The organism is Jeotgalibacillus sp. JSM ZJ347, from assembly GCF_044383825.1.
Classification (GTDB): Bacteria; Bacillota; Bacilli; order Bacillales; family Jeotgalibacillaceae; genus Jeotgalibacillus.
The window spans coordinates 98219-119681 of the sequence record NZ_JBISEN010000005.1; the positions used below are offsets into that span (position 1 = coordinate 98219).

The window sequence follows — 21463 nt, forward strand, 5'->3', positions numbered from 1 at the left end:
ATGAGTGCTGAAAAGTTAATGAAGGAAACTAAATTAACCATTGGTATATCGCTATTTGTCAGCCTGGCCCTATTTATCACCTGGTTTATTCTCGAAACAACGTCGATTTCTTTTACTGACAGCAAAGCCTTCTTAGCCTTGTCACTTATTCCATTCAGTGCAGCACTGGCTTACTTTCTTAAGCTGATGAAAATAAAAAAGAACCCTAAAGTGATTGTATCGGAGACGGATGAGCGCCTTGTAGCGGAGAAGAATCAGGCCGATGCGAAGACACTGAAGCTGCTGCAGGGTGTTTTGTTCTTATCATATCTGGGCTATACATTTATCATGCCTGAAAATGTATTCAACACAATCGGCTGGTGGATGACGTTAAGTGTACTTCTTTTTTCTTTATTCGCTCCATTGGTTTTCCGGCATGTTTTGAAGGAAGCCTGATTTTTTCTTCCCTTTAAGAAACTTCAAGCGCTGTACCATCACATTAAAGTGTTCCTTGTATCAGGCACAACTTTTAGACATTTTTGTTTAACGACTTAAATGAAATTGTGAGTGAATTGATCCAGCGACATATCCACACAGCCATTTAGAAAAAGCCTTCCATGTATTGAATGGAAGGCTGCTGCATTCTTAGATCTAAAAATCAAATTTCCTCAACATCAAACTCTTCTTCTAACTCTGATAGAAACACATTATATTCTGATAAAATTTGATGCAATTCCTGATTGACTACCGTCTTCTCTTCAATCGTCGAGGCTGAATTAAATTGTTGAAAATTATCAATGACTCTTCTTGTGAATTCTTCAAACTCTCTAGATTGATTTTGATTGTTTAATAGAATAGCCAGAACTGATTGTCCGTGTTCTATAAGACTGTTTGTATATTGAGAATTTAAAGTCATAGATTCAACTTCTGCACTGTTTATCAGTTTCTGCTGGTGAACGTCCAGATTCTGCAATTGAGTTCTGTAATGAGTTGTTAAACTTACACTTATTTCTTCATAAAACTTTACTTATTTGTTTAGTTTATTATTTTCCATGATGAAGTAAATAGATACCGGAATAGTAAGTAATACCAGTAAAATTAATATGACTTTTAATTTCAAAAAAACGCTCCTTCCATGTGTATTGAATTTAAAGCGTTCCCTGTTTCAGAGACAACGTCCACACAATTTCGTTGACTTATATAAATGAATTAAATTGTGTGGAAGTTGTGTTCAACACAGGGTCACGGTTTTAACTCTCTCTAGAGTACTAAATATATTAGATGAGTATTTAGAAGAGGATATTATGTTTCATTTAAGGTTTGTACTTAATGAGAAAGCTGGCTTAAACCTTAGGAATGAGCTTTCTCATGGTTTATTAAGCGACTCAAATATTAAGGAGAGTACTGCTGTTTCATTACTTCATATACTATTGATTTTAAAGATGATGGTGGGAATCCCACCATCAAGTTCATAATTTAAAAGGTAAAACAGAATGAGATTAATTAGACGAGGAAATATTTTGAAGTTTTTGACTTATAGCAAAACATTACTCAATTTTGAAAGTTTGAAAAGAAGGAATAAGTATCATTAGACATAAAAAGTGCCGGATCATTCCTCAGTAGTCTACGGAATGATCCGGCACTTTTTATAAATTCAACAACCTAAAAGCACTTCTCAATTAGAGCGGTGCTTCGCATACGTTATTTTATAAATTTATGTCATATATTTATATTTTTTCAAAATCCTATAATTCCCAAACTTAATAAGTGTAAAAACACAAAATACTAATAATCCAATGACAAAAAGAAACCACCACACTGATAAAGATTCATCATTACCCTTTACAGCGTGTAATATTGGTATAAAAATAATCGTATAAACTAAAAAAAGAGATACAGATATTACAGATGCTATTTTATATTTTTTTAGTTTCTGGGTATAGTCAGCATTATCCTTATCTTTTTTTAACTTAATTTTAATTGTGTGCTTTATAAGTTCTTCTTCAGAAATTATTTTATAAGTTAATTGATTAGATAAAATGTACCTTTCTTTATTTATTTTCCTTTCAATCACCCAGTCAACTTCTAAGTCTGTAATAAAATATATAAATTTGATTGAAATAGCATTACCTAACACGGTCACCATTGTTATAAAAGTAAGAAAGGTTGTAAACGTTAATATTACACTAGATATAAAAACTACCGTAGATGAAACACCAGTAATAGCTTCAACAACATAAAAAAACAATAAACAGGCTGGAAGTAGGCTAAATAAAAAAATCGGTGCTACAAAATATGTGACTTTCTGAAAGTCAGTATTTAACCTTTTCTCAAGACCTGTCATATTGTATGAGTCAATTGCAACTTTTATTAAGTAAAGCAATGATGGTAATGAAAATAGGAGCACTAGTCCTTCATTTATAAATTTATTTGCAAGTTCGTTAATTCTGAACGCCTCCAATTAAAAAATTTACTATATTGTCAGTAATTTATATCGGAAGACATTAATATACTTTAAGGCTTTTTTATATTACTGTAAAAATTTTATACTTGCTTTATTTACTCATTAATACGTAACCTATCTTTTATGAACATGATCTGTTATAGGCAGGACCACCGCTTATTAGCACATTTACTTGCTCTTTATAAATGATCCGTACGCTGTCCATTGTTTAGTAGTTATAATTGATTGCGTCATGGTAAAAGCTAAGCATTCCGTTACACCTCCATCGACAGTTCTCTGACCATCTGACCGAGTGAATCTATTAAAGTGTTCCCTGTGCCAGATACAATTCCCATACAATTTCGTTTAATTATATAAATTAAATTGTGAGGGAATTGTGTTCAACACAGGAACAAATTTTAATCTGAAAGACAAAATCCAAAGTATGAACGCTGATCTCGATGTCATCCTTAGACCAACAGACCTTTCTGCAAGTGAACAGGTTTATGCGTTATACGAAAGTCTTAAAGAATACGATATTGAAATCTTTGTTAACAACGTCGGCTTCGGAAACAGCGCGACGGTTGCTGAACAGGATGTACAGCAAACTGAAAAAATGCTTCGCATAAACGTTGAAGCACTCATAACCCTTTCCACATCCACACTTTACGCACACGATTATGCTGATAAAGAAGGCGCACAGCTAATCAACTTATCATCTGATTTAGGCTACAGAATCGTACCAAACGCAGTTACATACGCTGCAAGCAAATTTTACGTCAGCACATTTACAGAAGGACTTGCCCAGGAGTTGCAGGATAAGGGATCGCCACTGAAAGTCAAAATCCTTGCGCCTTCTATGACAGAAACCGAATTTGTTAAAACTGCACGGGAGATTGATGAGTTCAGATACAGTGACAACGTGCAGAAATTCCATACTGCAAAAGAGATGGCTCAGTTTATGCTGGAGCTTTATGATAGTGAGCAGGTTTTGGGGAAGGTAAATAGTGAGAGTTATGAGTTTGAGTTGATGGGGCCGGTTTATCAGTATACTTCGCGGAAGAAGGCGGATTAATTTTTCATATAACATTTAAATGACTTTAACATTAGTGATATAATTATGTTTGTAAAGCTGAAGTAGTTCTTTTTATTCAATTGAATTACCTTTCGTCTTTCTGTTTAGAAGCCTTGTAGCGCGTTATATGATGCGTTACAGGGCTTCGTGTGTTTTTAACTACTTAGAGAGCCTGTTCCCAGTTGAAAATACAACTTCTACACAATTGCGTTGACTTATATAAATCATTTAAATTGTGTGGGGATTGTGTTCAACACAGGGTCACGGTGTAATTTTTTTAATTACATGTATACATTGATTTGTTTATAATACTCATCAATAAGGAGGGCTTTACAAATGACGCTTGGAATTAGGTATCATTTTGATGTTACATATCAACTTGAAAAGCTTAAGGACTATGGAGAATACATTGAAAGTAATTTAAAGCAGGAAATGAATAAAATTGAGGACTCTTTGAAAGAGTTAGATGAAGACGAAGCTGATGAATTTGTAGAATTTTATTATGACGACATTGCACATTTTAGAGATGAATTCCCTAGATTAATGAGAAATTCTCAGTTTACAACTATTTACTCTTTTTTAGAGTCAAAAATGCTAGATCTTTGCGAAAAATATGAACAAGACTTAAAACTTAGTGAAATTACCGGTAAGGGGATAGTCAAAGCTCAAATCTACTTAAAAAAAGTAATCAAAATTGATTTTCCAGATCACGCTAAAGAATGGCAGTACATAAAAAAATCAAATAAGGTAAGAAACTGTATTGTTCATGCTAATGGTGATGTTTCTAAATTATCCGAGTCTGATCAACGTAAATTAATTAATGTTGTTAATGATTTGGAGCATATATCAATTAACAAACAGAGACATCTTATTTTAGATGAAAAATTTTGTTTTAATTTCATTAATATTACAGAAAACTTTTTAGAAACAATATTTAAATCTGTAAAAAAATAAATCAATCCCCTGCCTGCATTGTAGCAGTGGACATATTTTATTTAAAAACTCCCTGTCCTAGATACACTTATGAATATTTACTACAAATCACATTATATTCAAGAGTCATATAGAATAATTGGTTTTACACTTCTGAATATACATTTTTAGTGAATGTTCAAAATCGTTTTCAGGACAGGGATAATTTTTTTTTCGCGTTTTGTAAAATGTTATTAAACTTTAAAGCACATATCCTGTAAACCCAAGGTGTCCTGTTGAATTATATGCGCTTTGATCATCTAAAAGATCTTTATATATAATTTCATCTCTTACATCCATTTTACTATATAAGAAAGCATCAAAAACATACCTCTTTTTTTCAAAATCTTTTTCTTGCAATAAACTGTCTGGTAAGCTTGAATATTTAATTAACCCTGTAAAATACTCTTCACCAATAGGATGCTCATGATCAACTATTAAATATTGAGCGATTTTTTCAAACTCATAACCTCTAGCTTGAATACCTATTCTTAAGATAGTTTTGTTCATATTCTCTAGGTTCTTTTTTATTTCTCGTACGACATTCATAAGGCGTTCATTGTAATTTTCAATTATTTCTTTCTCTATGTCCAAATCATTCATTTTTAATGAAGATCTAAAAGCACTCTCTAGATAACGAATCCAATATTCATACCCTCCATTAAGGACACCAATCCGTTTTTTATTTTCATCTTTAAGTATTTTTAAATCCTCAAAAATATCACTGTTATTTAGAATTATAGGCATATCTTTGTACTGAGAATCTAAGGTAAACGTAATTTCAGAAACTTTCTTATTAAGCGACACCAAAGTTTGGTATCTTTCTGAAATGAATTCGTTTAACTCCAATAAATTAATTCCTAAAATTTCACTGGGCTCATAACCTGGGGAGTCACTATATACTTGAATAATAAAATCATTTTCACCGCTTATATCAAAAGCAGGCCAACTTGCATAAAATTTTTGATTGATTTTGCTTTTAAGTCCATCTACCCCTTTGCGTAAATCAGTAGGATGCATTCCAAATGCAGCTCTTAGATGTTTAAAATATACATCATCTTTCACTGTTTTATTAAAGATTGAACTTGTTTCTTCAAAAGGGTATTCAACTTTAGTTGCACCTATATTAATTTTACTAAGAATACCATGTAGTAACTTAATTGACATATGGATTTGGTCTATCACAATAATATATTGCAATAAAGACAACGAGTTTTTATGATTATAACCTACTCCTGCTAATTCAATATCTAAATTCTTTGTTCCTTCCACGCCTACTGAAATCCAATCCATAGCCGAATACACAGCGTTCATTTGATTGGTATTGTCCATATTTTCACAAATTATATTGAACTTTCTGTTTGAATTAACGGTATCTCTAAAATTGTCAATCAAATTTGAATCTAACTCTAAGTCCTGCATTGTAATTGTCGATTTCATTTTTCCCCCTCCTTAAACCATATTCTTCATTCTCTCACTTTTATAGAAATTATTACCTATATTACAAGTTATTATAACGAAAAAATTAAAACATTAAAAATACTATGACTTTCCACTAATTTCGAAACAGAGTTTCAACTCTCTGTCCCTATCCTGTAACTAAATACTCAGTTTCGAGATATTAGTTCTGTCACTAATAATAATTGCTCCAAAAAATTACTGGGGTAGATTGATAAGTAAATAACTGCTACACATTAAAAAGAAAAGCCTCTCAAGAGTTTTTACTCTTGAGAGGCTTTAAACGATTTTTTGAAAAACCCTCTGTCCTAAACGTCCTTATGAATATTCACTACAAATCAGTTAAAATTCAGGGGTTTTATAGAATCACTGGTTTAATAGTTTTCACTATACATTTGTAGTGAATGTTCAAAGTCGTTTTCATGACAGGGGTAACTTTTTAAAAAATTATAGGGTATACACTTTTAAGATTCTAGTAAGAAGCATAAAGCCTTTTAACCAATAAACATTTTGATTAACCTAATGAAACACAATTTGAGCCTCTTAAATTTTGATCAATAATATTTCTTTGTCGTTTCTATTATAATGATGATAACAAAAAAGAATAAACATTTCTTTCATAATAGAAGAACTCCCTCTCACTAAGTGAGAAGGAGTTCTTAACTGAGGGCTGATGACTTACATCATGCCGCCCATACCACCCATATCAGGCATGCCGCCGCCTTCATTCTCTTCTGGAATGTCAGCTACAACAGCTTCTGTTGTCAAGAACATAGCTGCTACAGACGCAGCGTTTTGAAGTGCTGAGCGTGTTACCTTAGTTGGATCCACGATACCAGCTTCGATCATGTTAACCCATTCGCCGTTAGCAGCGTTAAAGCCTACGCCGACTTCTTCTTTCTTCAGGCGGTCAACGATGATTGAGCCTTCAAGGCCTGCGTTGTGTGCGATCTGACGGATTGGCTCTTCAAGTGCGCGAAGCACGATATTGATACCAGTTGCCACGTCATCTTCTGCTTCTACTGCAGCGACTTTGTTGTATACGTTCACTAGCGCTGTACCACCGCCAGATACGATACCTTCTTCAACAGCTGCACGCGTTGAGTTCAGGGCATCTTCAATGCGGAGTTTGCGCTCTTTCAGTTCAGTTTCAGTTGCAGCACCAACTTTGATGACTGCTACGCCACCTGCAAGCTTTGCAAGGCGTTCCTGAAGTTTTTCTTTATCAAATTCAGAAGTTGATTCTTCGATTTGAGCACGGATTTGTGCAACGCGTCCGCCGATTTGTTCAGCGTTTCCTGCGCCTTCAACAACCGTTGTGTTTTCTTTCGTTACAACAACTTTCGCTGCGCGTCCAAGCTGTGAAATGTTTGCAGACTTCAGATCAAGTCCAAGGTCTTCAGTGATCACTTCACCGCCAGTCAGGATTGACAGGTCTTCAAGCATTGCTTTACGACGGTCGCCGAATCCTGGTGCTTTAACAGCTACTGCGTTGAACGTTCCGCGAAGCTTGTTCACAACAAGTGTTGCAAGTGCTTCACCTTCAACGTCTTCAGCAACGATTAGAAGCGGCTTGTTCTGCTGGACAACCTGCTCAAGCACAGGAAGTACTTCCTGAATGCTGCCAATCTTCTTGTCAGTGATCAGGATATATGGATTTTCAAGTACTGCTTCCATTTTGTCAGAATCAGTGACCATGTATGGTGATGCATATCCGCGGTCGAACTGCATACCTTCTACAACGTCAAGCTCTGTTGTGAACCCTTTTGATTCTTCGATTGTAATAACGCCGTCGTTACCAACGCGCTCCATAGCTTCAGCGATCAGCTGGCCAACTTCTTCGTCAGCTGCTGAAATTGCTGCAACCTGTGCGATTGAATCTTTGCCTTCGATTGGCTTAGAGATTGCTTTTAATTCTTCAAGTGCAGACTGAACCGCTTTTTCGATACCCTTACGTACGCCAACAGGGTTAGCACCTGCAGTTACGTTTTTCAGACCTTCACGGATCATTGCCTGTGCAAGAACCGTTGCAGTTGTTGTACCGTCACCAGCGATTTCATTTGTCTTGCTCGCTACTTCAGCGACAAGCTTAGCACCCATGTTTTCAAATGCATCTTCAAGCTCGATTTCTTTTGCAATTGTTACACCGTCATTTGTAATCAGCGGTGAGCCGAATTTCTTTTCAAGAACAACGTTACGTCCTTTTGGTCCAAGTGTTACCTTTACTGCATCAGCAAGCTGATCAACACCGCGAAGCATTGAGCGGCGAGCTTCTTCACTAAATTTAATTTCTTTAGCCATTTGTAAGGTTCCTCCCAGAATGTAATATGGTTTTAAATCTTATGTTTTTAAATAATTGAATTAGTTTACGACAGCCAGAATATCGCTTTCACGAAGGATAAGGTATTCTGTGCCCTGGTATTTCACTTCTGTTCCAGCGTACTTAGAGAAAAGGATACGGTCATCAACAGATACTTCAAGCTCAACACGCTCACCGTTTTCAAGCACACGTCCTGTACCTACGGCAACGATCTTACCTTCCTGCGGCTTTTCTTTCGCACTATCCGGAAGTACAATCCCGCTTGACGTTTTATCCTCAGACTCTACCAGCTCAATTACTACGCGATCACCTAATGGTTTTAACAAGTGAAACAACCTCCTTGAATTATGTTCATTCGTTTATTAGCACTCTTCACATATGAGTGCTAACACAAGTATTAGTTTAAATAATTTGAGATGGTTTTGCAAGTATCTTGGACTTAAATTTTTCTAAAAGTTTGATCACTGGAACCGCTGCTTCTTTCCGTGGGGGACTGCGCTTTCCTGCCCCCGGCCGGTGAGCTTCCTCAGGCTTCGCCTTGCGGGATCTCACCTGTCCTTTCCCGGGGCGGGAGTCTCCGTCCCCCACTGCAAGAAGCAGCTAAATTGGGTAAATTTATTATGTAATTTCAAAAGATATTTAAAAGCAACGTATTCCTCCTCTTGATAGGCAGATCTGTTTAATCGAATTTTGTGACGCACTACTCAGCCGGATGACCCTTGGAGCAGAGGGCGAAGACTCCTGCGGCATAGAAGCGACAGCTGAGACCCCGCAGAGCGTAGCTCGAGGAGGCTCAGCGCGCGGCCGCGGAAAGCGAAGCCCTCTGCGGAAAGGGTCACCCGGCGTATTAAAAACACCACAATGTCTACCCTATTCACAAAATGTCTACTTAATACGTCTGACATCGTAGCTATCAATTGAAGGCGCTGTAGTTCAATAGTAGAATAAACAGAACGAATCTATTTCAAAGGAGTATGATTGTGAACCGCACCTTTCTCATTATATTAATCACATACGTAGCTATGCAGCTTTCCACATTTATCGCTGTACCACTCGCACTATTTATCAGCGGAATGGTCAGTGACAGTGAACCTGCCGTGCTGCTGTATTCAATATCGGGCTACTGGATCTTTATCAGCTTTACGATTGCACTGATTGTGATTTTACTGATCATGAATAAAAATAAAGGCGTCATGGATCTGCCGGGTAAAAAGGCAAGTCCAGGGATGGCGGCGCTGTGGTCATTTATCGGGATCTTCCTGGCATTCTTCAGTCAGGCGATTGCAGTCGGCATTGAGTCGCTGATCGGAATTGATCCGGGATCACAGAATACAGCTGACATCATCAGCCTGCTGTCATACGTCCCGCTCGCAGCTGTAGCGGTTGCGGTGATTGGACCAATTTTAGAGGAAATTGTGTTCCGTGGCGTAATCTTCGGCTGGTTCTATCGTAAATATAATTTCTTTATCTCAGGGCTGATCAGTGCGCTGATCTTTGCGGTGATTCACTTCGACTTCACCCATATCCTGATTTATGCGGCAATGGGCTATGCATTCGCGTTCCTTTATGCATATACTAAACGAATCATCGTACCAATCATCGCGCATATGGCAATCAACACATTTGTCGTGATGACGCAGTTCTTCTTTGCTGATGAAATTCAGCGGATCATTGAAATGAATGAAGCAGTCTTCGTACTGTGGCGCTTTGCAATAGGAGGAATTTTGTAAATGAAATCTCCATTAGGACACGGTATCTTCTATCTGATACTTGGGGTATTCTTCGTCTACTTCGCTGTCAACAGCGTAAACGAAAACGGCTGGGGCTTCTTCGCTTATCTGTTTGTTGCATTCGCAACGTATGATATCGGGGCTGGTTTGAGGCTGATTGGACTCCACTTTAAGATTAAGAAGCATATGAATGAGAAGAAGTAGCGGCTGAGGTCGCTGCTTTTTTGTTTGTGGATGATGCGGGGTCGTGTCTCGGGCATAGGTACAATTACACTTTTCTACGAACGACCCTGTTTTTTCTAAGAAGGTCACCGTTTTTTCTCCGAACATGGCTGCTCGTTCTAAGGACCGTAATGGTTTTTCTAAGAACATCACTCATCTTTCTACGAACCTCCCCAACCCACACCCACACAAAAAAGAAAACAGCCGGAATCACTCCCCGCTGTTCTCCTTCATTGCTTCTTTTTTCGCAAGTTCGCGGTCGATCCGCTCCCTGCGTTCTTTTTCCTCTAGCTCAAGCTGTTCGGCTTCAGCTTTTTGTGCTTTTTTATAGCCGATTTTCGCAATCCACAAGCTGATTTCGTATAGTAAAATCAGCGGTACGGTTACGATCATGTGTGAGAAAATGTCTGGCGGCGTCACAAAGGCTGCGACGACGAGCAGGCCGAAGTATGCGTACTTACGGATGCTTGCCAGAAACATTGGTGTGACGATTCCAAGTCTTGTGACGAATAACATGATCACCGGCAGCTGGAATAAGAAGCCGAACGGGATAGTCATTTGAAATAAGAACTGGAAGAATTCGTTGATTCCGATAACCTGCTCGATCTCAAGATTGTTCGACAGGTTCATCATGAAGCGGACAACGAATGGGAATAAAATAAAATATGCGAACGCAAGGCCTGCTAAAAACAGGATAACGGATGCCGGAATGTAACTGAGGGTTACTTTCCGTTCTCTGTCATGCAGGCCCGGACTGATAAATGCCCAAAGCTGGTAGAGTATTACTGGTGCCGTCATGATCAACGCAGTGAACATGATAATCTGGAAATAGATCTTTACAGGATCCGTTACCCGGAATGCATTCAATGTCATCGATGCTGCTTCGTCTGAAGACTGGAGGAATTTCATGAGCGGTTCTGCTAAGAAAAAGCCTCCTACCATCGAAATGACAAAGAAAACGACTACAATGATGAGTCGTTTTCTTATTTCACCTATATGTTCATGGACGGTCATATCTTGCTGGTTCATATGGCCACCATCCCGTAATTATTGCTGTTTTTCGTCTTTCTTAGCCGGCTTTACATCGTCATCATCATCTGCAAGTCCTTTTGTTGCATCCTTGAATTCACGAAGGGTGCTGCCTGCTGCTTTCCCAAGCTCCGGCAGTTTTTTAGGACCAAAAATTAATAATGCAACGACTGCAATCACGGCAAGGCTGATTCCACCTGGTAACATGATGCGTGCACCTCCTCTTTCTTCCTATATCATAAATTAAATTAAGCTTTTTGGCTATTCTATATTTCTTCTAATTGTGACGTTTCTACGTCATCTGTTCCATAATTCTTCAGGAAATAAATGAGTGACTGAAGCTCGACAGCAAGATCAATATGATGGATTCTCATATGCTCAGGCACAGAGAGTCTGGCAGGTGTGAAATTCAGAATTCCCTTTACCTTCAGATCGATCAATCGGTCGGTGATTCCCTGTGCAGGACCAGCCGGCACAGTGAGGATTGCGACTTCAATGTTGCTCTCCTTCACTCTTTCCTCAAGATCATTCATTGCATACACAGGTACTTCTCCAATTGAAGTGCCCGCTTTTTTCGGATCCGCGTCAAACGCCATTTCAATCTTTGTATTATTGTTTTTCAGGAAATTATAATGTAAAAACGCAGTACCTAAGTTTCCGACACCAATCAGCACAACTTTTGTCGTCTCGTCCTGATCAAGTGTTTTACGGAAAAAGGACAGCAGGTATTCTACATTATACCCATAACCCTTTTTGCCAAGTGCACCAAAATAAGAAAAATCACGTCTGATCGTTGCTGAATCCACCTTTACAGCATCGCTCAGCTCTTTCGAAGAAACACGCTGCTTTCCTGATGAATGCAGGTTCTTCAGAAAACGGTAGTAAAGCGGAAGCCGCTTCGCCGTTGCCTGAGGAATCTTCATTTGTTCCTGACTCATTCCTGTACTCCCCCTAAATCCAACAGTGCGCCTGGCACCGCATGTAAAGTGAAGCTGTGAACGCTTCCAAATCTATATTTTGTTAATGGTTCTATAACGCGGATGATCTACGTGCAGGACTGCGCTTTCCGCGGCCGGACAGTGAGCCTCCTCAATGCTACGCATTTCCGGGGTCTCACTTGTCCTTTCCCGCCGCAGGAGTCTCCGTCCGGGACGAAGATCATCCGCTGAGTGAGTATATCTAACATCGTTTAGATTTACTCTCTCATTTATCAAACTATAAAATAGTACTTTGTTGTAAAGTTATCCTTCTTACCAAAGCGTTGAGCGTAGCGTAAGGCGGCGACTCCGGGACGATTAGTTGGAAGCTGAGACCCCACAGCCGTAGGCGAGGAGGCTCAGCAACAACCGTCCGGAAAGCGTCCGCCTGAAGCGCAGCGAAACAACCATTTATATAAGAACAATCTTTCACAACAAATTCCTTTTAAATACATTCCAAGTCCCTATTGTATCATACACCATTAAGGTATCCGCTTGCAAAGTATGCAAGTTTTTTCACAATGACAGTTCGTTGCTTATCATAACGCTGTTACGATACACTTAGATAGGAAGAAAAATGAGGTGAGCGAATGATTTTACTACAGGTCAATAATCTCTCCAAGTCGTTTGGCGCAGAAGAGATTATTGCTAATATAAAGCTTGAAGTTCAGACCAAGGACCGGATCGCACTTGTCGGCCGTAACGGTGCCGGGAAGTCTACCCTTTTAAAAATTATTGCCGGTCAGCTTTCGCATGACGACGGCGATATTAATAAACCAAAAGGCGTGTCGATCGGGTACCTTGAACAGCACAGCGGACTTGAATCTGAGCTGTCGATCTGGGAAGAAATGATGACTGTATTTGATTACTTAAAAGACATGGAAAAACGCCTGCGTGAAGCCGAGCAGCAGATGGCAGATCCGGACGTGTATGAAAATGAGGAACGCTATAACCGTCTGGTGACCGAATACGATGAGCTGCAGGTACAGTTCAAAGACGCCGGCGGGTATCAGTATGAAGCGGATATCAGAACCGTGCTTCACGGGCTGCGCTTCCAGTCGTTTGATTACGATACACCGATCTCAACGTTAAGCGGTGGTCAGAAAACGCGTCTTGCTTTGGGTAAATTACTTTTAACCAAGCCTGACGTCATGATCCTCGATGAGCCGACCAACCACCTGGACATTGATACACTCAGCTGGCTGGAGTCTTATCTGCAGGGTTACCCGGGCGCGATTTTAATCGTCTCACACGACCGCTACTTTTTAGATAAAATCGTCAATCAGGTTGTGGAGATCTCACGTAAGCGTTCAAAGAAATTCCACGGCAACTACAGCCGTTATCTGGATCAGAAGGCGCTTGATTATGAGCGTGAGATGAAGGAATTTGAGAAGCAACAGGAAGAGATCGCGAAGATGGAAGACTTTGTCGCGCGGAACCTGGCGCGGGCTTCGACAACGAAAATGGCACAGAGCCGCCGTAAAAAGCTACAAAAGATGGACAGGATGGACCGTCCAAAAGGCGATGAGAAATCAGCAAGCTTCGGCTTCTCGATTGACCGTCAGAGCGGGAATGACGTCCTTAAGCTGCAGGATCTCTCTGTCGGCTATGATGCCCCCGTTTCAAGTAACATCAACGCAGCGATCACACGGGAAGACAGCATTGCGCTGATCGGACCAAACGGCGTTGGGAAGTCTACCCTTTTAAAAACGATTGTTAAAAGAATTCCTGCGCTTGCGGGTCAGATTCAATACGGATCGAATGTCAGCATCGGCTACTACGACCAGCAGCAGGCAGAACTGCATTCGAATAAAACGGTGCTGAATGAACTGTGGGATGACTATCCGATGAAAAATGAAAAGGATATCCGTACGGTGCTTGGTAACTTCCTCTTTTCAGGGGATGACGTGCTGAAGCCGGTTTCTACACTAAGCGGTGGCGAGAAAGCTCGTCTTGCGCTCGCAAAGCTGATGATGCAGAAATCGAATCTGCTGATTTTAGATGAGCCGACTAACCACCTGGATCTCGATAGTAAAGAGATTTTGGAGAATGCGCTGATCGATTATCCGGGCACGATTCTGTTTGTATCGCACGACCGCTATTTTATCAACAGGCTTGCGACAAAGGTGCTTGAGCTATCGCCTGATGGCAGCACAGAGTATCTTGGCGACTATGATTATTATATGGAAAAGCTGAGTGAACAGGCTGAGCTTGCGGCGATTGAAGAACGCGAGCGCCTTGAGAAAGCGCCAGCCGCTGAAAAAGCTACTGACAAATCATCTTTTGCGCTTGATAAGGAAAAACAGAAGGCTGAACGAAAGAAACGCAGGCGTCTTGAGGAAATTGAGCTGCTGATTACAGAGCTTGAAGGTACGATTGAAGAGCATGAAAATCTGCTGTGTGATCCGGAGATTTTCCAGGATCATGAGCGCGTGATGGAATCCAACCAGGCCATTGATCAGGCAAAAGCTGAGATGGATCAGCTGCTTGAGGAGTGGGCTGAATTGGAAGAAGAATTGAGTGAGTGAGTGTTTTGTGCAGGAATCCTTTTGGGGTTCCTGTTTTTTGTTTGTTGGGTTTGTGGTTCAGGAGATTACAGCGGGTGTTCCGGAGATTTGGCTGATGGTCCGAAAGATTATCGCGGGTGTTCAGAACATTTCGCCGGTGGTACCGGAAATTGTATCATTTAGCCCACCCCACTCCTCACCTGATTTTACAGTTTTGGCGTTTGGCTGGCCGGGTTCATGGAAAAATAAGTCATGTTTTTAGAAAAACAATCAAGGTCCCCAGAACAAACAGCCATGTCCGTAGAAAAAACAGGTACCTTCTTAGAAAAACCAAGGTGGTTCGTAGAAAAGTGTAATTTGACCTATCCGCCTGTCCCGCACGATCACTCTAAAATCCAGCAGCACATTTCACAAACTCAAACTACTCCCCACCCAAATTCTCACCGATTCCCACGTATCCTCCCCCATTCTTCCATATCCGAAATATCAGGCAATTGTGAATAACTTTTCGCTTATATTTGTGTGAAAATTGCAAATCAAATATGTACAGAATGTGAACGCAGTGTGACAGAACGATTACAATGCACAGACTTATACACACTGCGCACAGCGTTTTCATGCTTTTCAACAGAGTTATACACATTACCCACAGCTTTGTACACAATTATTAACATTATCCACATTAAACGACACGCCGAGTTATATACAAGATTTTTCACACTTATGCACAGCTTATCCACAGAAAAACTCAGCTTTTTCACAGCTGAGTTTCGCTTCTCATTGATTTTGTTCCCCTTGCCCAGAAGATCATTGGAATTAAAATAAGAGACAATAGCCCTCCGCCCAGTGACAAAACGAAAAAGCTTGTAGCACAGACGACCATTCCTGACAGTGCACCACCAGCCGCTCCTGATAATGCAATGAAGACATCGACTGACCCTTGTGTTTTTGCACGTACCGAAAGATGTGTAGCATCTATGATCGTTGCTGTCCCGCTGATCAGTCCGAAGTTCCACCCGAGTCCAAGCAGCATCAATGCGACAATCATTCCTGCAAGTGATTCTCCAGGTGCTAGTGCGCCTACTACGCCAGCTGCAAGCAGCGTTATTCCTGATGCTGACGCCATGAATGTCCTCCCCAGCTTATCAACTAGTACACCTGTAATTAATGACGGGAGATACATCGCTGCGATATGAAGGCCGATTACTAATCCGACCGCACTCAGCGCGTGACCGTGATGTCCCATATGAACCGGCGTCATTGTCATGACAGCGACCATAACGATCTGCGTGAGCACCATCACTACCGCCCCAGTAATTACGCCTCTTCTTTTCAGACCGGACACATCAAACGTTTCGATAGGTGCTGTTTCTTCTTTTGAAGCTTCAGACAGTCCACGTGCGATGATCAGCGGGTCAGGCTTTAGCATGATAAATAACACCAGTCCAGCTGCAATGTAAGCTGCAGCCGCTAATACGAACGGTCCTCCAAGCGCCGGGACACCAATAGATTCAGCAAACCTCCCCATAACACCGACCAGGTTCGGTCCGGCTACTGCACCAAACGTTGTGGCAACCATTGCAATACTGACAGCTGTTGCGCGCTGTTTATCATTGGCCAGATCCGTCCCTGCATAACGCGCCTGAAGATTAGATGCAGTTCCTGCCCCGTAAATCAGCAATGAAATCAATAGCAGCGCGACACTATCCCAGACTGCCGCCCCGACAACACCAAGCGCACCTAAACCGCCAGTAACAAATCCGGCTCCGAGTCCAATCCGCCTTCCCGCTTTTTGAGACAGCCTTCCGACTAAAAGCGCCGCTCCTGCAGAACCAAGCGTAAACAGCGCAACAGGAAGCCCCGCATAGCTGTCTGTACCAAGCATATCCTGAGCAAGCAGCGCGCCAACTGTAATACCGGCAGCAAGCCCCGCTCCACCAAAGATCTGTGACAGTACAACCACCCACAGCGTTCTTTTATAAAGCTGGGTACGCTTTTCTTCACTGTCTATGTATACTTGAATGTCTTGTTCCATGACTTACATCTCCGTTTCATCCACTATTACTTGTATTGTACGCCTGGGGGTTTATTAGCACAATCCGAAAATACTGATGATCATTTTAATCAACAACGTTTAAATAAATTTTCTTATGTAAAATTTAAAAAAGCTTGAACCTTACGTAACGTGAGGTTTTATAATAATCGTAAAGGAATTAATAGGTAAGGATGGTTATGATATGTATTCAATCGGTCAACTCGCTAAGATCAGTAACATAACTGTGAGAACGCTAAGATATTACGATGAAATAGGATTATTAAAACCCAGTTCCAAAACAAGTGGAGGGCACCGGCTATATACAGATCAGGACATCACAAGGCTGCATCATATTATTACTCTGAAAGACCTTGGACTTGAACTCGAATCGATTAATGAAGTCATCAAAAATAAGCAAAGTAATTTAAGAGAAACATTGAATCTTCGTTTGGAGAAGATCAAGTTTGAATGTGAACAGTTAACCAGGGCTGAGCAGTCAATCCATTCTATTTTAGAGTTAATGTCCCTTGATCATATCAGTAATTGGGAGGATATTTTTTATACTTTCAATAACTATCCTGCTTCAAAAATAGAATTAGAAGAAATCTGGCGGCTTCATTTTACTCTGAAAGAACAACAGACACTTTCTCTCCTTCCCTCTTTTGGAGATGGAAGTGAACTGACACAAAAATGGATCTCACTTGTGAATGATATACATAAGAATATCGAAGAAAGTACTCAAGGGGAAAATGCCAGAGATTTAGCAGAGAGATGGATCAGTCTAGTTGAGGAAATGTTTAAAGGTGATCACGAACTGGCTCAAAAAACCTGGCAACTGACCAATTCAGGAAACGAAAGCTTAGGTTTTTATCAATTTGATCAAGAAGTAGTAAAGTTTATAGAAGACGCAATCAATTATCATTTTATAAATAACAGAGGTGAAATATGAGGAAAATTGCATTTTTAGATATTATTTTTTACGTCGCAATTCCTTATTTTCTATGGACTTATGGCAGAGATCCTCTAGGAGACTACTATGCGATGCTTCTTTCCACAGTTCCGGGTTTTGCCTATACCATTTATCGATTTATCGTACAAAAACAATTTAATATGATGGGTCTCTTTATCATCGGTTCACTGATCATCTCAACATCTGTCAATATCCTTTCTTCAAATGCAGAAAATATGCTCTGGAATCAGGTGTATTTAGGATATTTATTTGCATCAGTTTATCTACTATCAATGATCTTCAAAAGACCATTAGCCCTCACTTTTGCAATAGATTTTGCTTTTTTGCAAGGATATCCGAGAGAAAATAGCAAAACACTCTATTCTACTCAAGGGATCTTTATGTGGTTTCAACTGTTAACCCTCTTATTTTTCTTACGTGGATTATTTCAGAACACTTTTAAAGCATGGCTAATATCGAATTACGGGGTAAATGGATATGATCAAATGCTGATCTATCTTAGCATAAGTGGATGGATTTTCAACGGTCTGATATTTGCAGGATTTATCTTCATCAGCTCGAAAATTTACAACTTTCTTGAGGGAAATGATTTTCAGTTCCCTGTTAATCATCCAGAATGATGAAGCCCTTTTCATATCTAAACAAAAAACACTTGGATGTTAATTACAATCCAAGTGTTTTCCATTTAATCAGAGTTAAAAAGGCTGCCTCACCTTTACAACATCAACCCCGGATTCGCATTCAAATCCAAAGCAGATCTCTTCCCCTGTTCATACATCACTGTCCCGGCAGCAGCAATCATCGCAGCATTATCCGTACAAAGCGACAGCGGTGGAATAATCAGCTCAAGGTCCTCTCTCTCGCCAAACATTTCTGTCAGACGCGCGCGTAATCCTTTATTGGCAGCAACACCGCCTGCAAGCAGCAGCTGCTTCACGCCATACTCTTCAACCGCACGCTTCGTTTTCTCGGTCAGCACTTCTACTACACTTTCCTGAAAGCTTGCAGCAAGTTCCTTTACGTCAATTTCCTCACCGCGCTGCTCAGCATTATGAAGCGTATTAATCACCGCAGACTTTAATCCGCTGAAGCTGAAATCATAAGACCCTTCTTCAAGCCACGCTCTCGGCAGTTTCACTGAAGGCGTTCCCTCATGCGCTAACTTATCAATATGCGGTCCACCAGGATAAGGCAGTCCAAGCGTTCTCGCCACTTTATCATACGCCTCACCCGCAGCATCATCACGCGTCTCACCAATCACTTCAAAAGAACCGTGTTCCTTCATTAATACAAGCTCAGTATGACCACCTGACACAACAAGTGATAATAGCGGAAACTGCATTTCTTCTATTAAACGGTTGGCATAAATGTGCCCTGCAATATGATGCACACCGATTAATGGCTTCTGGTGAGCAAATGCAATTGCCTTTGCTGCATTTACACCGATAATGAGTGCCCCAACAAGCCCTGGCCCCTGAGTTACTGCAATCGCATCAATCTCATCCATCGTAACTTCAGCCTGCTCAAGCGCTTCTTCTACCACAATTGTCATCTGCTCAACGTGGTGGCGTGAAGCAATCTCAGGTACCACACCGCCAAAACGCTTATGACTTTCAATCTGCGAAGCCACTACATTCGAAACAATCTCCGTTCCATTTTTCACAATAGATGCAGCAGTCTCATCACAGCTCGTCTCAATACCTAAAATTAGTGTCTCACTGCTCATTTAACTTCACCCACATGACTAATGCATCCTCTCCATTATCTGAATAATAATTTTTCCTGATTCCGCCTTTTAAGAAACCAAGCTTCTCATAAAGCGACTGTGCAATATAATTACTGACTCTGACCTCAAGCGTCATCATCTTTACCCCTTCATCGCGCAGCATATCCATGACTTTTACCATCAGCTTTTCACCAAGCTTTCTGCCCCGGAGCTCAGGTACAACCGCCACATTCGTAATGTGCGCCTCATCCATCACAAGCCACAGCCCGCAATAGCCAACAACCGTACCATCCACCTCAAGCAGCAGATACTTCGCAAACTGATTAATCGTCATCTCATTTTCAAATGCTTCACGGCTCCACGGAGCACTAAATGACGCATTCTCAACCGCAAGCACATCATCAATATCCCCATATTTCATCCAGCGAAAGCGGATCTCATCCATTCTTTTTTTCCTGCTCTTTCAGCCAGTTTGCCTCCGCTTCTGCAAGACGGATATAATTCGGCACAAAACCATGCGCATCCTCATCCGGCAATCCTTCAGCATGCTTCGCCATCACAGCCGCACGCGGATACCCTTCATCATCTGACACACGGTAAGCACGTTCACCAAGAACCAATTGAATCTCTTCCCAAAACACATCAACATCAGCGCCCGTGAACAACACCTTCTCTTCCCGCACAGCTAAATGTTCAAGCCACTCACTCATCGCCAGATTGCAATCCTCTACAAGCGTCTCCCAGCCATCACGGTATTCATAAAGCCCTGTATACACATTACCTCTTCTCGCATTCATCAGCGGTACAACGATTCCATCAAAATACTTACCAGGCCATGCCAGACTCAGCAGACTCGACACACCAACAATCGGAATCTTCAAAGACCATGCAAGCGTCTTTGCAAGCGTCACACCAATTCTGACACCCGTATAAGACCCGGGCCCCTTAGCCACAACAATCCGGTCAAGCGAAGCAGGTGCCACATCAAGTGATCCGAGCAGTTCTTCAACCGCACTCATCGCCTGAAGCGAATGATTTCTCTTTATATTAATCAGCTTCTCACCCATCACCGCCCCATCCTTCATAACAGCAAGCGACAGCGGCTGATTCGACGTATCAATTGCAAGTACCATCATCCTAAAATCTCCTCACATAACGATTCATAACGTCCGCCCCTCGGCACAAGCTCAAACCTTCTCGACACCTCACCCACATAATAGATAGACATCTCAAGCCTCTCCTCAGGCAGCTGATCCGCAATCAAATGCGCCCACTCAACCACACAAACGCCATCGCCATTAAAATACTCATCAAACCCAAGGTCCTCAAACTCATCCTCCACACGATACACATCCATATGGTAAAGCGGCAGCCTCCCCTGGTATTCCTTCATAATCGTAAACGTCGGACTATTCACCGTACGTTTTATCTCAAGACCCTTCGCGAGCCCTTTTGTAAATGTGGTCTTCCCCGCACCAAGGTCACCCTCAAGTGTCAGGACATCTCCAGCTGATAAAAGCGCACCAAGCTTTTCCGCAAAAGCAGACGTCTCTTCAGATGAAGAAGAACTCCATTCATATGTTTTCAATCCATTCACCCCGTTGTGCTATAAAATTAATAACATTGTGTAGGTTATAAGCAGATGTAAAAACCAATCTCAGCAGTTGATCTATGTTTCCGGTCAGAGACTCCTGCGGCGGGAAAGGACATGTGAGACTCTGGAAATACGTAGCATTGAGGAGGCTCACTGTCCGGCCGCGGAAAGCGCAGTCCTCCACGGAAATCAACAGCAGTTATTGCACAATCCTTTTAAAACCTAAACTTTATCAATAAAAAAGACTCACCCACACGGAGTCAGTCTGTCAGTTTCATCTATCATCAATAGTTTACACGAAAAAGTGTCTTCTTTAAACAAAAAAATAACCATGACCAGTGTCATGGAAACTTAAATGGCGGTCCCGACCGGGATCGAACCGGCGATCTCCTGCGTGACAGGCAGGCATGTTAACCGCTACACCAC

At 41.0% G+C, this 21463-nt stretch carries 22 protein-coding genes and 1 tRNA gene; 9 read left to right on the plus strand and 14 right to left on the minus strand.

Annotated elements, in window-relative coordinates:
* Complete coding sequence (locus ACH6CZ_RS14135) at positions 1 to 435, plus strand: hypothetical protein (RefSeq protein ID WP_374098107.1); 435 nt, start codon at positions 1 to 3, stop codon at positions 433 to 435.
* A 202-nt stretch (positions 436 to 637) separates the two neighbouring features.
* Here ACH6CZ_RS14135 and ACH6CZ_RS14140 read toward each other — a convergent pair whose 3' ends face one another.
* Positions 638 to 895 carry a hypothetical protein gene (locus ACH6CZ_RS14140; protein WP_374098108.1) on the minus strand — a complete coding sequence of 86 codons (258 nt, stop codon included), beginning with the start codon at positions 893 to 895 and terminating at the stop codon, positions 638 to 640.
* A gap of 298 nt (positions 896 to 1193) precedes the next feature.
* Here ACH6CZ_RS14140 and ACH6CZ_RS14145 point away from each other — a divergent pair, with 298 nt between their 5' ends.
* Positions 1194 to 1454, plus strand: a complete 261-nt coding sequence (locus ACH6CZ_RS14145; RefSeq protein ID WP_374098109.1) for a DUF4209 domain-containing protein — start codon at positions 1194 to 1196, stop codon at positions 1452 to 1454.
* A 239-nt stretch (positions 1455 to 1693) separates the two neighbouring features.
* On the opposite strand, the gene ACH6CZ_RS14150 is transcribed toward ACH6CZ_RS14145, so the two are convergent.
* A complete protein-coding gene (locus ACH6CZ_RS14150) occupies positions 1694 to 2440 on the minus strand; it encodes a hypothetical protein (RefSeq protein WP_374098110.1) in 747 nt (248 codons plus the stop codon).
* Between the two features lie 379 nt (positions 2441 to 2819).
* Here ACH6CZ_RS14150 and ACH6CZ_RS14155 point away from each other — a divergent pair, with 379 nt between their 5' ends.
* Both ACH6CZ_RS14155 and ACH6CZ_RS14160 read left to right on the plus strand, forming a co-directional pair.
* Positions 2820 to 3497 (plus strand): SDR family NAD(P)-dependent oxidoreductase, encoded by a 678-nt coding sequence (locus ACH6CZ_RS14155; protein WP_374098111.1) that lies wholly within the window; start codon positions 2820 to 2822, stop codon positions 3495 to 3497.
* 336 nt (positions 3498 to 3833) lie between these two features.
* Positions 3834 to 4451 carry a hypothetical protein gene (locus ACH6CZ_RS14160; RefSeq protein WP_374098112.1) on the plus strand — a complete coding sequence of 206 codons (618 nt, stop codon included), beginning with the start codon at positions 3834 to 3836 and terminating at the stop codon, positions 4449 to 4451.
* A 219-nt stretch (positions 4452 to 4670) separates the two neighbouring features.
* Here the strand turns inward: ACH6CZ_RS14160 and ACH6CZ_RS14165 are convergent, their stop codons facing one another.
* The 3 genes from ACH6CZ_RS14165 to groES all read right to left on the minus strand — a co-directional run bounded on the left by ACH6CZ_RS14165 (position 4671) and on the right by groES (position 8573).
* Positions 4671 to 5909: a hypothetical protein gene (locus ACH6CZ_RS14165; protein ID WP_374098113.1), complete on the minus strand. Its 1239-nt coding sequence runs from the start codon at positions 5907 to 5909 to the stop codon at positions 4671 to 4673.
* A 696-nt stretch (positions 5910 to 6605) separates the two neighbouring features.
* Positions 6606 to 8228 carry a chaperonin GroEL gene (groL, locus tag ACH6CZ_RS14170; protein WP_374098114.1) on the minus strand — a complete coding sequence of 541 codons (1623 nt, stop codon included), beginning with the start codon at positions 8226 to 8228 and terminating at the stop codon, positions 6606 to 6608.
* Positions 8229 to 8288: 60 nt separating this feature from the next.
* Positions 8289 to 8573, minus strand: coding sequence for a co-chaperone GroES (groES, locus tag ACH6CZ_RS14175; protein ID WP_039807392.1), 285 nt, complete (start codon positions 8571 to 8573; stop codon positions 8289 to 8291).
* 654 nt (positions 8574 to 9227) lie between these two features.
* Here groES and ACH6CZ_RS14180 point away from each other — a divergent pair.
* Both ACH6CZ_RS14180 and ACH6CZ_RS14185 read left to right on the plus strand, forming a co-directional pair.
* On the plus strand, positions 9228 to 9977 hold the full coding sequence (locus tag ACH6CZ_RS14180; RefSeq protein WP_374098115.1) for a CPBP family intramembrane glutamic endopeptidase: 750 nt from the start codon (positions 9228 to 9230) through the stop codon (positions 9975 to 9977).
* Positions 9978 to 10181, plus strand: a complete 204-nt coding sequence (locus tag ACH6CZ_RS14185) for a YdiK family protein (RefSeq protein WP_039807386.1) — start codon at positions 9978 to 9980, stop codon at positions 10179 to 10181.
* A 228-nt stretch (positions 10182 to 10409) separates the two neighbouring features.
* Here ACH6CZ_RS14185 and tatC read toward each other — a convergent pair whose 3' ends face one another.
* Genes tatC through ACH6CZ_RS14200 form a run of 3 tightly spaced genes read right to left on the minus strand, consistent with a single transcriptional unit; the run spans position 10410 to position 12166 of the window.
* On the minus strand, positions 10410 to 11228 hold the full coding sequence (gene tatC, locus ACH6CZ_RS14190; protein ID WP_374098116.1) for a twin-arginine translocase subunit TatC: 819 nt from the start codon (positions 11226 to 11228) through the stop codon (positions 10410 to 10412).
* Positions 11229 to 11246: 18 nt separating this feature from the next.
* Positions 11247 to 11435 carry a twin-arginine translocase TatA/TatE family subunit gene (locus tag ACH6CZ_RS14195; protein WP_039807383.1) on the minus strand — a complete coding sequence of 63 codons (189 nt, stop codon included), beginning with the start codon at positions 11433 to 11435 and terminating at the stop codon, positions 11247 to 11249.
* Between the two features lie 59 nt (positions 11436 to 11494).
* On the minus strand, positions 11495 to 12166 hold the full coding sequence (locus ACH6CZ_RS14200; protein ID WP_374098117.1) for a redox-sensing transcriptional repressor Rex: 672 nt from the start codon (positions 12164 to 12166) through the stop codon (positions 11495 to 11497).
* Between the two features lie 629 nt (positions 12167 to 12795).
* Between ACH6CZ_RS14200 and abc-f the strand changes: the two genes are divergently transcribed.
* Positions 12796 to 14733 (plus strand): ribosomal protection-like ABC-F family protein, encoded by a 1938-nt coding sequence (gene abc-f / locus ACH6CZ_RS14205; RefSeq protein ID WP_374098118.1) that lies wholly within the window; start codon positions 12796 to 12798, stop codon positions 14731 to 14733.
* A 736-nt stretch (positions 14734 to 15469) separates the two neighbouring features.
* On the opposite strand, the gene ACH6CZ_RS14210 is transcribed toward abc-f, so the two are convergent.
* On the minus strand, positions 15470 to 16747 hold the full coding sequence (locus tag ACH6CZ_RS14210) for an MFS transporter (RefSeq protein WP_374098119.1): 1278 nt from the start codon (positions 16745 to 16747) through the stop codon (positions 15470 to 15472).
* A 202-nt stretch (positions 16748 to 16949) separates the two neighbouring features.
* Between ACH6CZ_RS14210 and ACH6CZ_RS14215 the strand changes: the two genes are divergently transcribed.
* Entirely contained in the window at positions 16950 to 17696 is a 747-nt protein-coding gene (locus ACH6CZ_RS14215) for a MerR family transcriptional regulator (protein WP_374098120.1), read from the plus strand.
* Positions 17693 to 18337 (plus strand): VC0807 family protein, encoded by a 645-nt coding sequence (locus ACH6CZ_RS14220; RefSeq protein ID WP_374098121.1) that lies wholly within the window; start codon positions 17693 to 17695, stop codon positions 18335 to 18337. Before ACH6CZ_RS14215 ends, ACH6CZ_RS14220 begins: the two co-directional genes overlap by 4 nt.
* 95 nt (positions 18338 to 18432) lie before the next feature.
* Here the strand turns inward: ACH6CZ_RS14220 and tsaD are convergent, their stop codons facing one another.
* From tsaD to ACH6CZ_RS14245, 5 genes are all read right to left on the minus strand, one after another.
* Positions 18433 to 19443, minus strand: coding sequence for a tRNA (adenosine(37)-N6)-threonylcarbamoyltransferase complex transferase subunit TsaD (tsaD, locus tag ACH6CZ_RS14225; protein WP_374098122.1), 1011 nt, complete (start codon positions 19441 to 19443; stop codon positions 18433 to 18435).
* On the minus strand, positions 19433 to 19888 hold the full coding sequence (gene rimI / locus ACH6CZ_RS14230; protein WP_374098123.1) for a ribosomal protein S18-alanine N-acetyltransferase: 456 nt from the start codon (positions 19886 to 19888) through the stop codon (positions 19433 to 19435). The genes tsaD and rimI overlap by 11 nt, the downstream gene beginning before the upstream one ends.
* Entirely contained in the window at positions 19881 to 20579 is a 699-nt protein-coding gene (gene tsaB / locus ACH6CZ_RS14235; protein WP_374098124.1) for a tRNA (adenosine(37)-N6)-threonylcarbamoyltransferase complex dimerization subunit type 1 TsaB, read from the minus strand. The genes rimI and tsaB overlap by 8 nt, the downstream gene beginning before the upstream one ends.
* Complete coding sequence (gene tsaE / locus ACH6CZ_RS14240) at positions 20576 to 21031, minus strand: tRNA (adenosine(37)-N6)-threonylcarbamoyltransferase complex ATPase subunit type 1 TsaE (RefSeq protein WP_374098125.1); 456 nt, start codon at positions 21029 to 21031, stop codon at positions 20576 to 20578. The genes tsaB and tsaE overlap by 4 nt, the downstream gene beginning before the upstream one ends.
* 362 nt (positions 21032 to 21393) lie before the next feature.
* Positions 21394 to 21463 (minus strand) — tRNA-Asp (locus tag ACH6CZ_RS14245).

Excerpts from the sequence above, each read along its gene's own strand:
- ACH6CZ_RS14220 (WP_374098121.1), top strand. The coding sequence starts at position 17,693 with ATGAGGAAAATTGCATTTTTAGATATTATTTTTTACGTCGCAATTCCT.
- rimI (WP_374098123.1), bottom strand. The coding sequence starts at position 19,888 with ATGGATGAGATCCGCTTTCGCTGGATGAAATATGGGGATATTGATGAT.
- tsaB (WP_374098124.1), bottom strand. The coding sequence starts at position 20,579 with ATGATGGTACTTGCAATTGATACGTCGAATCAGCCGCTGTCGCTTGCT.
- ACH6CZ_RS14160 (WP_374098112.1), top strand. The coding sequence starts at position 3,834 with ATGACGCTTGGAATTAGGTATCATTTTGATGTTACATATCAACTTGAA.
- ACH6CZ_RS14210 (WP_374098119.1), bottom strand. The coding sequence starts at position 16,747 with ATGGAACAAGACATTCAAGTATACATAGACAGTGAAGAAAAGCGTACC.
- ACH6CZ_RS14200 (WP_374098117.1), bottom strand. The coding sequence starts at position 12,166 with ATGAGTCAGGAACAAATGAAGATTCCTCAGGCAACGGCGAAGCGGCTT.
- ACH6CZ_RS14165 (WP_374098113.1), bottom strand. The coding sequence starts at position 5,909 with ATGAAATCGACAATTACAATGCAGGACTTAGAGTTAGATTCAAATTTG.
- ACH6CZ_RS14195 (WP_039807383.1), bottom strand. The coding sequence starts at position 11,435 with ATGTTACCAGGTGGAATCAGCCTTGCCGTGATTGCAGTCGTTGCATTA.
- ACH6CZ_RS14185 (WP_039807386.1), top strand. The coding sequence starts at position 9,978 with ATGAAATCTCCATTAGGACACGGTATCTTCTATCTGATACTTGGGGTA.
- groL (WP_374098114.1), bottom strand. The coding sequence starts at position 8,228 with ATGGCTAAAGAAATTAAATTTAGTGAAGAAGCTCGCCGCTCAATGCTT.
- tsaD (WP_374098122.1), bottom strand. The coding sequence starts at position 19,443 with ATGAGCAGTGAGACACTAATTTTAGGTATTGAGACGAGCTGTGATGAG.
- ACH6CZ_RS14140 (WP_374098108.1), bottom strand. The coding sequence starts at position 895 with ATGACTTTAAATTCTCAATATACAAACAGTCTTATAGAACACGGACAA.
- abc-f (WP_374098118.1), top strand. The coding sequence starts at position 12,796 with ATGATTTTACTACAGGTCAATAATCTCTCCAAGTCGTTTGGCGCAGAA.
- tatC (WP_374098116.1), bottom strand. The coding sequence starts at position 11,228 with ATGAACCAGCAAGATATGACCGTCCATGAACATATAGGTGAAATAAGA.
- ACH6CZ_RS14215 (WP_374098120.1), top strand. The coding sequence starts at position 16,950 with ATGTATTCAATCGGTCAACTCGCTAAGATCAGTAACATAACTGTGAGA.
- ACH6CZ_RS14135 (WP_374098107.1), top strand. The coding sequence starts at position 1 with ATGAGTGCTGAAAAGTTAATGAAGGAAACTAAATTAACCATTGGTATA.